12 protein-coding genes are annotated in these 12881 nt (G+C 63.4%); 8 read left to right on the top strand and 4 right to left on the bottom strand.

Annotated elements, in window-relative coordinates:
• Positions 1-122: 122 nt before the first annotated feature.
• Together V6X30_RS04800 and V6X30_RS04805 are read left to right on the top strand one after the other, a co-directional pair.
• Complete coding sequence (locus V6X30_RS04800) at positions 123-1952, top strand: L-lactate permease (protein ID WP_367983505.1); 1830 nt, start codon at positions 123-125, stop codon at positions 1950-1952.
• A gap of 2 nt (positions 1953-1954) precedes the next feature.
• Complete coding sequence (locus tag V6X30_RS04805) at positions 1955-3121, top strand: alpha-hydroxy acid oxidase (protein ID WP_367983506.1); 1167 nt, start codon at positions 1955-1957, stop codon at positions 3119-3121.
• Positions 3122-3168: 47 nt separating this feature from the next.
• Here V6X30_RS04805 and V6X30_RS04810 read toward each other — a convergent pair whose 3' ends face one another.
• Genes V6X30_RS04810 through mtnP form a run of 3 tightly spaced genes read right to left on the bottom strand, consistent with a single transcriptional unit; the run spans position 3169 to position 5392 of the window.
• A complete protein-coding gene (locus V6X30_RS04810) occupies positions 3169-3858 on the bottom strand; it encodes a TIGR04282 family arsenosugar biosynthesis glycosyltransferase (protein ID WP_367983507.1) in 690 nt (229 codons plus the stop codon).
• Positions 3855-4571, bottom strand: coding sequence for a TIGR04283 family arsenosugar biosynthesis glycosyltransferase (locus V6X30_RS04815; protein ID WP_367983508.1), 717 nt, complete (start codon positions 4569-4571; stop codon positions 3855-3857). Before V6X30_RS04815 ends, V6X30_RS04810 begins: the two co-directional genes overlap by 4 nt.
• The gene (gene mtnP / locus V6X30_RS04820; RefSeq protein ID WP_367983509.1) at positions 4547-5392 is read right to left on the bottom strand and encodes an S-methyl-5'-thioadenosine phosphorylase; all 846 of its coding nucleotides are present in this window, start codon (positions 5390-5392) and stop codon (positions 4547-4549) included. Before mtnP ends, V6X30_RS04815 begins: the two co-directional genes overlap by 25 nt.
• Positions 5393-5522: 130 nt before the next feature.
• Here mtnP and V6X30_RS04825 point away from each other — a divergent pair, with 130 nt between their 5' ends.
• Genes V6X30_RS04825 through V6X30_RS04840 form a run of 4 tightly spaced genes read left to right on the top strand, consistent with a single transcriptional unit; the run spans position 5523 to position 9868 of the window.
• Positions 5523-6950, top strand: a complete 1428-nt coding sequence (locus V6X30_RS04825; protein ID WP_367983510.1) for a dihydrolipoyl dehydrogenase family protein — start codon at positions 5523-5525, stop codon at positions 6948-6950.
• Positions 6926-7648: a TVP38/TMEM64 family protein gene (locus V6X30_RS04830; RefSeq protein WP_367983511.1), complete on the top strand. Its 723-nt coding sequence runs from the start codon at positions 6926-6928 to the stop codon at positions 7646-7648. Before V6X30_RS04825 ends, V6X30_RS04830 begins: the two co-directional genes overlap by 25 nt.
• Before the next feature lie 13 nt (positions 7649-7661).
• On the top strand, positions 7662-8624 hold the full coding sequence (locus V6X30_RS04835) for a radical SAM protein (protein WP_367983512.1): 963 nt from the start codon (positions 7662-7664) through the stop codon (positions 8622-8624).
• Between the two features lie 14 nt (positions 8625-8638).
• Positions 8639-9868, top strand: coding sequence for a bifunctional alpha/beta hydrolase/OsmC family protein (locus V6X30_RS04840; RefSeq protein WP_367983513.1), 1230 nt, complete (start codon positions 8639-8641; stop codon positions 9866-9868).
• A 1-nt stretch (position 9869) separates the two neighbouring features.
• Here V6X30_RS04840 and V6X30_RS04845 read toward each other — a convergent pair whose 3' ends face one another.
• Entirely contained in the window at positions 9870-10343 is a 474-nt protein-coding gene (locus V6X30_RS04845; RefSeq protein ID WP_367983514.1) for a universal stress protein, read from the bottom strand.
• A gap of 244 nt (positions 10344-10587) precedes the next feature.
• Here V6X30_RS04845 and V6X30_RS04850 point away from each other — a divergent pair, with 244 nt between their 5' ends.
• Positions 10588-12084, top strand: coding sequence for a SulP family inorganic anion transporter (locus V6X30_RS04850; protein WP_367983515.1), 1497 nt, complete (start codon positions 10588-10590; stop codon positions 12082-12084).
• 28 nt (positions 12085-12112) lie between these two features.
• On the top strand, positions 12113-12859 hold the full coding sequence (locus V6X30_RS04855; protein WP_367983516.1) for a ZIP family metal transporter: 747 nt from the start codon (positions 12113-12115) through the stop codon (positions 12857-12859).
• The last annotated feature ends 22 nt before the right edge of the window (positions 12860-12881 follow it).

Below are 12881 nucleotides of genomic sequence, written 5' to 3' on the forward strand. Positions count from 1 at the left end.
GCAATGGACTTTGCAGCGCTGATAAAAAATATTCAGACTATCGCGCCACTGTTCAGGTCACCATTCCGACGAGCCCCGCTTGGGCGCGACACCACATTCAGCATTGGGGAGGAGAGAACGCCGTGTCCCTTTGGCTCATTGTGCTCATGGCGCTGTTGCCGCTGGCGACGGTCGCCGTTTTCCTTGTCATACTGCGCTGGCCCGCCAAATATGCCATGCCCCTTGCCTACGCAGTCGCCGTGGCTGTCGCCCTGGGTTTCTGGGGCACTGATCTGAACATTGTCGCTGGGGCCTCGGTCAACGGGGTCGTCATCGCGCTGAATATCCTGTTCATCGTCTTCGGTGCCATCCTGCTCCTCTACACGCTGCGTGAGAGCGGCGCCATCGAAGTCATCCAGCGGGGCTTTGAGGATATCTCGCCGGATCGTCGTATCCAGGCGATCATCGTGGCCTGGCTGTTTGGCGCACTGATCGAGGGCGCCTCGGGATTCGGGACGCCGGCGGCCATCGCTGCCCCGCTCCTCGTGGCCCTCGGCTTTCCTGCAATGGCCGCCGTTGTCTCGGCGATGATCATCCAGTCGACACCGGTCTCCTTCGGCGCGATTGGCACCCCGATCATCGTTGGCGTCAACGCGGGCCTGTCGGACCAGTCGGTCACCGACCGAATGGTCGAGGCCGCCGGCATTCCCTACGCCGAGTATCTGGACCAGATCGGCATGCAGGTGGCGATGCTGCACGGCCTCGTCGGTGTCTTCATTCCGCTGATCATGGTGGGGATGCTGACGCGGTTTTTCGGCGAGAAACGCTCCTTCATCGAGGGTCTGCGCGCCTGGCCGTTTGCGCTGTTCGCGGGCATCGTTTTCGTGGTGCCCTACTACACGGTCGCGGCTTTGCTCGGCCCGGAGTTTCCGGCACTGATCGGCGGCCTGATCGGTATTGCGATCGTCATACCGGCTGCCCGCCGCGGCTGGTTCATGCCAAAGGACACTTTCGACTTCGAGCCCCGGGATCGCTGGCAGCCGGAGTGGATCAGCGCGCTCCAGGACGCCTCGGGGCCCACGCGTGACGGGAGCAAGCCACTGTCCCAGTTCCAGGCTTGGCTGCCCTACATCATCGTGGCGGGTCTGCTGGTCATCACGCGAGTGATACCCCCGGTCACGGATGCCCTGCGATCGGATGCCGTGACGCTGTCCATTCCCGATATTTTCGGATCCGGTATCAGCGCCGCATCCCAGCCCCTCTATCTGCCGGGCTTCGTGCTGCTCGTGACCTCATTGATCACGTATTTCCTTCATCAGATGTGGCACCACGGCAACTATCGCCGCGCCTGGACAACCGCCGGCAGGACCATCGTTGCCGCCGGCTCGGCGCTGATCTTCGCGGTGCCGATGGTCCAGGTCTTCATCAACTCTGCGCCCGACGGTCACGACACCGTGGCTGCGATCCAGGCTTCCCTGGCGAATGGCGTGACGTTGGGGACACTGGATCAGATTGCCAGCATGCCGGAGATGCTCGCCCAGGGCGTCGCCGCGCTGACCGGTCAGCTCTGGCCACTCTTCGCGCCCACCGTGGGCGGGCTGGGCGCTTTCCTCGCCGGCAGCAACACGATCAGCAACATGATGTTCTCGTTCTTCCAGATCTCCACGGCGGAGCAGATCGGCCTCGGCTCGTTCGGCGCCTCCATGGTGGTGTCCTTGCAGGCGGTTGGTGGCGCCGGTGGCAATATGGTGACGGTGCATAACGTGGTTGCCGCCTCCGCCACGGTGGGACTGCTCGGCCGCGAGGGCGACGTCATCCGCAAGACGCTCATCCCGATGGCCTATTACATGATCGCCGCCGGTCTACTGGGAATGGCCATCATTAACGGTGGTCTAAATGCCTGGTATGCCGGTTGGGTCGGCTTCCTGGCCGTCGCGCTGGTGTTCATGCTCACCAATCGAGGGAGGAAATAGCGATGGCCGTGATCACCTGCATTGATGATCTCAAGCGCCTTTACAAGCGCCGTGTCCCGAAGATGTTCTACGACTACTGCGAGACCGGCAGTTGGAGCGAACAGACCTTTCAGGAGAATACGAGCGACTTCCGCTCGATCTACTTCCGCCAGCGCGTCGCCATCGACATGACCCGGCGCACGACGGCGGCCCGCATGCTGGGTCAAGAAGTGAGCATGCCGGTTGCCCTGGCGCCGGTGGGGCTGACGGGGATGCAGCATGCCGATGGCGAGATACTGGCGGCACAGGCGGCCGAGGAGTTCGGGGTGCCCTTCACGCTCTCCACGCTGTCGATCTGCTCCATCGAGGATGTCGCGGCGAAGACCACCAAGCCCTTCTGGTTTCAGGTCTACACGCTCTCCGATGACGATTTCATGCGCCGGCTCATGGAACGCGCCCGGGCGGCGAACTGCTCGGCAATCGTCATCACACTGGATCTCCAGGTCCAGGGCCAGCGCCACAAGGACCTCAAGAATGGCCTGAGCGCACCGCCCAAGCTCACCATCAAGTCAATCGCCAACCTCGCCACCAAGCTCTCCTGGGGCGTGGAAATGCTCGGCGCCACCCGGAGGACCTTCGGCAATGTGGTGGGTCATGCGAGCGGCGTCACCGATTCCCGTTCGCTGTCGTCATGGACCGCCGAGGCCTTCGACCACTCCCTCGACTGGGATCGGGTCAAAGAGCTCATGGACATGTGGGGCGGCAAGGTGGTCCTCAAGGGCATCATGAACCGCGAGGACGCGGAGCGTGCCGCCGAACTGGGTGCCGACGCCATCGTCGTCTCCAACCACGGAGGTCGTCAGCTGGATGGTGCACTCAGCAGCATCCGGGCGCTCCCCGATATCCTTGAGGCGGTGGGTGATCGCTTGGAGGTCTACTTCGACAGTGGCGTGCGCTCCGGCCAGGATATCCTCAAGGCCCTCGCGCTGGGTGCCGATGGTGTCATGATCGGCCGCGCCTGGGTCTACGGACTCGGCGCCATGGGCAAGGAGGGCGTCACCAAGTCGCTGGAAGTGCTCCACAAGGAGCTCGATACCACCATGGCGCTCTGTGGCCATCGCGACATCAATCAGGTCGGCCGCGATATCCTGCACGTCCCCCGGGATTTTGGCGGACGCTGGGCCGAATGAGAGGTAGCGCATGCATGAATTCGGAATGATGGGGCCGATGGGCTGGGTTATGTCTGTCCTTGCAATTCTCCTGTGAGCCAGTCGCTAAGCCGCGTTTGGGAGAGCGACGGAGCCGAGAGCGCAGCCAGTTCCGTCCGTAGCGCCTCGAGGTCATCAAAGGTATCCGTATCGGTCCTCCGCGGCAGGAATTCCACGGGGACTCCGCCGCCACGGATTCCGCCGACCAGGTCATTCAGCGTTGTCGCCTCGCTGTAGGCAACGCCAGTCCAGCGCTCTGGGGCGAGCGGAATACCGGCGGCGAACAGGTAAAATCCCCCGTCCAGCGCCGGGCCGATCACACAGGCACCCGGTCGCCTCTCGAGCCGTTCAATTGCCTCAGCAACGGCCGCCGGCGTCAGCTGCGGGCTGTCCGTACCCATCAGGATCACCGCATCATGGGACTTCGCAAGCGCCGAGTAGACCGTATGCAAACGCTCTCCCAGAGGCCCCTCTCCCGTCCAGATCGCCGGAAATGCCCGCCATTGCCCCAGATGGACCGCCTGCGGTTCGGCGACGGCCCAGTGCGGACGTAACGCCAGCGGGTAGCGCTCCGCAAGGGTACCAACCGTCTCCGCCACCGCGGCGACGCTGAGTCGGTAGAACGCCTGCGCATTCGATAGACCGATATCCCGGGCAAGACGCGTCTTGACCGGCGATAGACCGGTGGTTTTCGCGAAAACGGCGACCGCGACTTTCATCCCGCCCGCCGCCTTCGCAGGCGCTTCCATTCCGGCCAGGCCTGCCTGAGCCAGATGGACTGGTGGTGCAGCGTGGTCCGCAGCCACCCATGCCGCACATATTTCCGCGCACTGGTATAAATGATCTCGCCCACGGGCACCACATCGATGCCCTCCTGGCGGGCCCGCCAGACAAAGACATGGTCCTCGCCGTACGGCAGATCCTCGCGGAAACCACCGAGCGCCTCGAACCGCTCGCGCGCGATGCAGAATCCCTGATCACCGAAGGGCACCTTCAGCCACCGTGAGCGAAGGTTCGCCCCCAGGCTGCTCAGCGACATCAACCATGGCGATCCGTCGCGGAAGGCGAGATCGAGATAGAACAGCCCGCCCGGTTCTCTATCGATCGCCTGCTGGAGCGCCTCCATGCTGCCCGGCGTCAGGCGGGAGTCCGCATGCAGGAACCAGAGGTAATCGCCGCGGGAGGACCGGGCGCCTGCGTTCATCTGCGGCCCCCGCCCCGGCGTGGCCTGCAGGGACCGGACACGCTTGCCGTGGAGGGGCCCGATGGATTCGTCGAGGCCATCCCCCGCCGAGCTCACGAGGATGACCTCAAGAGGCCCCGGCAGACCGGCGATATCGTCCAGCAGCGTTTGCCACTGGTCCTCGCCCGGTGCCACAGGAATGATGATGGAGAAACGCCGCATCACTACTGCCTGAGCACGTCGAGCCATTCACGTTTCGCCTCGGGGATCTTGTCGTCCGGAGTCAGCAATGCGGTGGACAGCGTCTCGCGATAGGCCGGGTCGACCGGCGGGAGCGGCGTATCCAGCAAGGCCAGCAGGAGCGTCTTGGCATTCTCGACAGACCCGCCATATCGCGCGATGACGTCGGCCACGCTGACATGCTGCGACGGATCATCCATCCAGCAGTCATAGTCCGTGACGATGCCGATGGTGGCATAGGCGAGCTGCGCCTCACGGGCGAGGAATACCTCCGGGATATTCGTCATGCCCACCAGATCGCATCCGGCCATGCGCAGGAAATGGCTCTCCGCCCGCGTACCAAGGCGTGGCCCGTCGACGCAGGCATAGGTCTTGCCCGTCTGCAGCGCGAAGCCGCACTGCTCTGCCCAATGGCTGATCCAGGCCGTAAGGTCAGGACAGGTGGGATCCGCCGTTGAGACATGGGCCGCTACGCCATCTCCGAAGAAGGTCTTCTCCCGCGGGCCTTTGACGAAGTCGAAGTATTGATCCGGGATGACGAACTCGCCCGGTGAGATATCCGCTCGCAGGCTGCCGGTGGCTGAAAAACCGATGATCTGCCGGGCCCCGAGTTTCTTCAGGGCGAAGATATTGGCGCGGTAATTGATCTCATGGGGCAACAGACCGTGATGCCGGCCGTGGCGTGGCAGAAAAAGGACCGTCCGATCCTTGAAAGCCGCCCTGACGACGGGCGCGGAAGGCGGACCGAAGGGGGTGTCCACGGCTACCTCCTCAAGGACCTTTAGGCCATCGATCTGATAGATCCCCGTGCCACCAATGATCGCTAGCATGTGCCAATCACTCCTCACTTTTTCTGCCCTTTATACTGGCAGCGGATGGCGCGCGGGAATACGGGTTATTGCGGATGCGCTCCGCCGCCCCGCCAGCGACGATATATCGGGTTCATGAGAGAGGTGCACCATGCCCGAAGAACATGATCTCGTCATCATCGGCGGTGGTGTCGGCGGTCTGGTCACGGCAAGCGTTGCCGGGCAGCTCGGACTCGATGTGGTCCTGATCGAGCGCGAGCCGGCCCTCGGCGGCGATTGCCTCCACTATGGCTGCGTCCCGAGCAAGACGCTCATCCGGAGTGCGGGGGTTGCCCATACCGTCAGGCGCGCCGGTGACTTCGGGATTGATACCTCGCCCGGCGCATCCGATCTCGGCGCCGTAATGGATCGCGTAAAAGCGGTCATTGCGCGAATCCAGCATCATGACGACCCGGACCGCTTCCGTGGCTACGGCGTCGATGTCCGGTTTGGGGAGGCGGCATTCCAGGACGCGCACACGGTGACGATCAAGGGGGAGAGAATCCGGGGTCGCCGCTTCGTGATCGCCACCGGATCGCGGCCGGCGGTACCACCCATACCCGGCATCGAAAGCGTCCCCTACCTCACCAACGAGACCATTTTCTCGGAGCGTCAACTGCCCGCCCGACTCGCCGTGGTGGGTAGTGGCCCCATTGGTACCGAGCTTGCCCAGGCCTTCGCACGCCTCGGCAGCCGAGTCACGCTGATCGAGGCAGGCCCGCGCCTTTTGCCCAAGGATGATCCCGTCCTGACCGCGCAGCTTCAGGAACACCTCTTAGGCGAGGGTGTCGAGGTTCGGGTTAATACCCGGGTTGCCAGTGCAGAGACCGCCGGCGATGCGGCGGTGCTCGAACTCGACCACGATACGGCGTGCGAGGCGCGGACTTTCGACCGTGTACTGATCGCGACGGGGCGCGTGGCCAACACCGAGTCCATCAACCCACAGGCCGCCGGCCTGACGCTGGATCGCGATGGTACGCTCGAAGTCGATAACCGGTTGCGGACCAGCCAGCGACATATCTACGCGGTGGGCGACTGCGCAGGCCCTTACCCGTTCACCCACATGGCGGAGTACCAGGCCGGCATTGTCATCAGCAACGCGATATTCCGCCTGCCACGAAAGGCGAACTATGCCGTTGTGCCCTGGGTCACCTACACCGATCCGGAACTGGCCCAGGTTGGCATGACCACCACTGCGGCGGATGCAGCGGGCCTGGATTACGAGCGCGCGACGTTTCCCCTGGCGGATGTCGATCGGGCGATCGCGGAGGGCGAAACGACCGGTGAACTGCGACTCCTCATCCACAATGGACGCATTATCGGCGCCAGTCTGCTGGCACCCCACGCTGGCGAGATCATCCACGAACTCGCGCTGGCCATCACCGAGCGTGTCCCGCTTCGACGGCTCGCCGGCATGATTCACGCCTACCCCACCCTTGCCCAGATCGGCAAACGCGCCGCCGGGGGTTACTATGCCCCAAAGCTGTTCTCGGCGCGGACACGCAGGCTGGTCAGATGGATCAATCGACTGCTGCCGTAGGTCGCGGCCTGCGATGGACCATTCTCGCCGGCATGTTGATTGCGATCGGTGTCGGCGTGCTGACCCGCGATCAAATCAACCGTGAGGCCATCATGAGCTGGCTGGCAAGCCTCGGCCCATGGGCAGGGCTCGCCTTCGTGGCCGCCTACGCCATCGGGGCGGTTGCCTTTCTGCCGGGGCTCGTCTTCACGATCGCCGGCGGCGCGCTGTTCGGCCCGGTCTGGGGTACCTTCTACAGCCTCATCGGCGCCACGCTTGGTGCGACACTTGCCTTTCTTGCTGCACGGCATGGAATGGGCGACTGGGTTGCCCGGCGGACCGGACGCCGGCTGGAGAGACTGCAGGCGGGGATTGATCGAGAGGGCTGGCGCTTCGTGGCGCTGATGCGCCTGGTGCCGCTAGTCCCTTTTAACCTGCTCAATTACGCGCTGGGACTGACGCGCATCCGTCTGCGCACTTACGTGGGCACGACACTCCTTGCAATGACACCCGGCGCATTCGCCTATGTATGGGTGGGACATGCCGGCCGGCAGGCAATTGCTGGTGGTGGCAATGTCATTCAAAGTGGACTCATTGCGGTCGCCCTGATCGCTTCCATGGCCTTTCTGCCCCGTCTGGTGCGCGCCTTTCGCACCCCTGCACCGACGGCTGACGCGCCCGGCCACCGACAGAGCCGACCGAGTGAAAACGATCAATGAGGCGACCCAACCGATGAGCCAGCCCGCCGAGACCCGAAACTATTTCCTGGATCCCACCAAGTTCCGGAATCCCGAGCAAACAGCCAGTGGCGAAACCCGGGCCCATGTCACGCTGAAAAAGCTCGAGACGCTCTGGATCAACACGGGCACGCTCTGTAATCTCACCTGCCGCAATTGTTATATCGAGTCGTCACCCAGCAACGACCGCCTCGAGTACATCCGTCATGCCGAGGTCACGGCTTATCTGGATGAAATCGCGCAGGAAGGGCTCGGCACACACACCATTGCCTTCACCGGCGGCGAACCCTTTCTCAACCCCGACATGCTGGCCATTCTCGAGACTACGCTCGCCAGGGGATTTGACGTCCTCGTCCTGACCAATGCGACACGACCCATGCTGCGCCCACGGATCAAGCGGGGTCTGCTCGCCTTGAACGAGGACCACGGCGAACGTCTCACCCTGCGCGTCTCCATTGATCATTTCGACCCGGCCTGGCACGAACACGAGCGCGGTGCCGAGACCTTCGAGCCGGTCATCGAGGGCCTGCAGTGGCTGACGACCAACGGCTTCAACATCGATATTGCCGGCCGTCTGTTTGCCGGTGATGACGAGGCAACCATGCGGGCAGGCTATGCCGCGCTCTTCGCGGCGCGTGGCATCCAGCTCGATGCCCAGGCGCCGAACAAGCTTGTGCTGTTCCCGGAGATGGACGCCCGGCTCGATGTGCCGGAGATCACGACGGGCTGCTGGGACAAGCTCGGCACTCACCCGGATGCGATGATGTGCGCAAGCTCGCGGATGATCGTCAAGCGCAAGGGGGCTGAACAGCCCAGTGTCATCGCCTGCACCCTGCTGCCCTACGACGAGCGATTCGAACTGGGCCATCGTCTGTCCGATGCGCAGCAGACCGTCGCGCTCAACCACCCACACTGCGCGCAGTTCTGCGTCCTGGGCGGCGCCAGCTGTAGCGGATGATGAAGGCAGAGCCAATGGACACCAGAAAAATCACGTTCGAGGGACACAGCGGCCACACACTCAATGCCCGGCTCGATCTGCCGGATGGGCCGATACGAGCGGCCGCGCTGTTTGCGCACTGTTTCACCTGCTCGAAGGACATTCCGGCGGCGCGGCGTATCGCCGGACGACTGGCCGCCCAGGGCATCGCCGTGCTGCGCTTCGATTTCACCGGACTGGGTCATTCCGAGGGCGAGTTCGAGAACACGAATTTCACCTCAAACGTCGAGGACCTGCGGCTGGCCGCTGACTACCTGCGGGAGAACGTGGCCACACCGCAACTGCTGATCGGTCATTCGCTGGGCGGTTCAGCGGTGATCAAAGCGGCACCGCAGATCGATGGCGTGCGCGCCGTCGTCACCATCGGCGCGCCGGCCGATCCGGGCCATGTCTCGAAGAATTTCGCCGAACAGCTTGATGTGATCCGGGAACACGGCGAAGCCCAGGTGGATCTGGCGGGACGGCCATTCACCATTCGCCGACAGTTTCTGGATGACATCACCGAGGCCAGACTGGACGAGGCAATGAAACAGCTGCACGCGGCGCTGCTGGTGCTCCACTCGCCGCAGGATACGATCGTCGGCATCCGCAACGCCGCCGAAATCTTCCAGGGGGCCATGCACCCGAAGAGCTTCATCACGCTGGACGATGCCGATCATCTGATGACGCGGTCTGAGGATGCCGACTATGCGGCCGATGTCATCGGCGCCTGGTCGACGCGTTATATCCAGCTGGCCGATGAAGCGCCACCCGCGGGGGCACCCGAGGGCGTTACCCGGGTCTCGGAGGTCAGTCCAACGGGCTTTCGGCAGGACATCAATGTGTCGGGCAAGCACATGCTGACCGCCGATGAACCCGTCAAGCTGGGTGGCACAGACCGCGGCCCGTCACCCTACCAACTCGTGGCGGCCGGTCTGGGTGCCTGCACCAGCATGACCATCCGTATGTTCGCCCGGCGGAAGAACATCCCGCTGGAGCATGTCTACACCGACGTGACCCACGACAAGGAACACCGCAGCGACTGCGAGCACTGTGGCGAGAAAGGCGCTCGCCTCGATGTCTTTCATCGCCGGATCCATCTCGCCGGCGAACTCAGCGCCGAGGACCGCCAGCGGCTGCTGGAAATCGCCGACAAGTGCCCCGTGCATCGGACCCTCGAGTCCGAAATCGTGGTCGAAACCGTGCTGACGGACGGCCGGGATTGATCTAGCCCGTCTGCTCCAACAGAGGCAGATGCCGCTTCTGGTCCTCCGCTAGCTCCACATCATGGACGACGAGAATCGGCTGATCGGCGTGACGGACGAGCCATTCGGTGGCCGAGCCATGCAGGAACTGCTGCAACCCGGTGCGGCTCCTCGTGCCCATGGCGATGAGGTCCGCCTCCCACTGCTTTGCATGCTCGCTGATCGTCTCGGCGGCGCTGCCCACCGCCACGGCCATCTCCTCGTCATCGCGCTTCCAGCGCTCGAGCCGTGCGAAGGCCTCCTGCTCCGCCTTGTTCCGCTCATCCCTTGCATGCGTTGGATTGATCGCCGGATTGGCCGTTGCCGAGGCGATATCGCTGGGATTGACGACATACAGCAGCCGCACGGTGGCTTGAGGATGATAGTCCCGGGTCACCGCAAGCGCCCGCGCCGAGGCCGTGGTGAAATTAACGGGGACAAGAATTCGCTGGAGCATCTGACCTCAGCCTGAAAGGAAATGGGGCGTCATGTTAGCCGAATTTCAGGATGTCGGATAATGATGCCTGAGCTCGGATGACAAGACGCCCATCGACCCGCGCCAGGTTGCCGCGATGCAGCAAAGCAAGTAATTTGTGCAAGCTTCGCGTGGAGCATCAGGGATCCTGTTGCAGCACAGACGCCGAATGCAGCCTCCCGGCTTGAGCCCGACTGAATAATCCGCGCCAGCGGACAGGCAGGAAATGCAACCCGATACATTGAAGCGCTACGGTGCCGCGCTACACCGTTCCTGGTTTTTCAACTGGCGCGGTGACCTGATCGCCGGCATGGTGGTCGCCTTGGCGCTCATTCCCGAGGCCATCGCATTTTCCGTGATTGCCGGTGTGGATCCCGCCCTAGGGCTCTACGCCTCATTCTGCATGGCGGTGGTCATCGCGTTCACCGGCGGCCGTCCCGGCATGATCTCCGCCGCCACGGGCGCGATGGCCCTGGTGATGATCACGCTGGTTGCGGAACACGGGGTGGAGTATCTCTTCGCCGCCACCATCCTGACCGGCGTGCTGCAGATCGTATTCGGGTGGCTCCGGCTCGCGCGCTACATGATGTTCATCCCGCGCACCGTGATGCAGGGATTCGTCAACGCCCTGGCGATCCTCATCTTCCTCGCACAGATCCCCCACTTCGTCGGACACGGGATCCCCACCTACCTGATGGTGGCCGCCGGGCTCGCGATCCTTTATCTGTTCCCTTACATCAATCGCTCGATCCCCCCGGCGCTCGTCGCCATTGTGGCACTGACGGCCGCGGCCTATTTCCTTGGCAACCCCTTCAACTCAGTCGGTGACATGGGTGATCTGCCATCGGGCATGCCGATGTTCGGTCTGCCGACGGTGCCGTTCACGCTGGAGACCCTCCAGATCATCCTGCCGACGGCACTGGCCCTGACCATCGTCGGCCTGCTGGAATCGCTGCTCACCGCTTCCATCGTCGATGATCTGACCGACACGCCAAGCAAGAAAAACCGCGAGTGCAATGGCCAGGGGGTCGGTAATATCGTCTGCGGGCTGTTCGGCGGCATGGCCTCATGCGCCATGATCGGGCAGTCGATCATTAACGTGAAATCGGGTGGCCGGGGGCGGCTCTCCAGCCTCGCGGCAGGCATCTACCTGCTGTTTTTCATTCTGGTCCTCGGCGACCTGGTCTCCATGATCCCGATGCCCGCGCTGGTCTCGGTGATGATCATGGTGTCCATCGGCACGTTCGACTGGAGCACCTTCTCAATGCTGCGGAAAATGCCGCGCAGTGATGCCTTCGTCCTGATCGTGACGGTCGTCACCGTGGTGGTCACCCACGATCTTTCCAAGGGCGTATTCGCCGGTGTCCTGCTGAGCGCGGTCTTTTTCGTCCGCAAACTCGCCCGCCAGATCGAGGTCACCGCCCGGGACAGCGATGACGGAGGACATCGGACATACGACGTCCGCGGTGTGCTCTTTTTCGTGGCGGTCGATAATTTCCTCGCCGGCTTTGACTATGGCGCGGGCGTTCCCCGGGTCACCATCGACCTGACCCACGCCACGCTCTGGGACAGCTCGGCCGTCGGCGCCGTCGACCGTGTCGTCGGCAAGCTGCGTCGCAACGGCGTCGAAGTCGCGGTGCGGCATCCCGAAGGACAGGGCGCCCACCTGATGGACGAGTTATCCGCCTACGATGATCCCGGCGCGAGTTCGGTGGGACACTGACGCGGCCGGATAGACCCGGGGATCACATATGGCAATCGAAGTCTCGCTGCTCACGGTTTTTATTGCGGCCCTGATCACGGCCATCACCACGGGCCTGGGGGCATTCCCGCTGATGTTCGCCGATCGCGTCAGCACGCGCTGGCTGGCGGTTGGTGCGGCAATGGCCGGCGGGCTCATGTTTGCCGCCAGTTTCAGCCTGATCACCGAGGGCAACAGCATCAATGGATGGCGTACCCTGATCGGCATCGCCAGCGGGCTTGTCCTCGTGGTGCTCTCTGACCGCCTGATGGATCATCTCGATACGCCCGACATCGGTGAGTTGCGGGGCGCGAACGCCCGCAAGGCCATCATGATCGTCGGGGTGATGACCATCCATTCTTTCGCCGAGGGGGTCGGAGTCGGAGTCGCTTATGGCGGCGGGGAGCAGCTCGGTGTCTTCATTACGGCAGCGATCGCGATCCACAATATCCCGGAAGGCCTCGCGATCGCCCTGGTACTCGTCCCTCGTGGCGTTCCGGTCTGGCAGGCGGCCGGATGGTCGATTTTCTCCAGTCTCCCCCAGCCCCTCATGGCCATTCCCGCCTATCTCGCCGTGTCCGCCTTCGAACCGTTCCTGCCCATTGGTCTCGGCCTGGCTGCCGGCGCCATGATCTGGATGGTATTCGCCGAGATGATGCCCGATGCGAACAGGGACCTGTCAGCCTCGGCGGTGGGTATCGTCGTTGTCCTCGCCTTCATGGGCATGTCCGCCCTACAGATCATGCTGCCGCATTGATGGCGTTGCCGCTATCCCGTTA

Origin of the sequence: Spiribacter sp. 1M189, from assembly GCF_040838345.1 — a bacterium.
Taxonomy (GTDB): domain Bacteria; phylum Pseudomonadota; class Gammaproteobacteria; order Nitrococcales; family Nitrococcaceae; genus Spiribacter; species Spiribacter insolitus.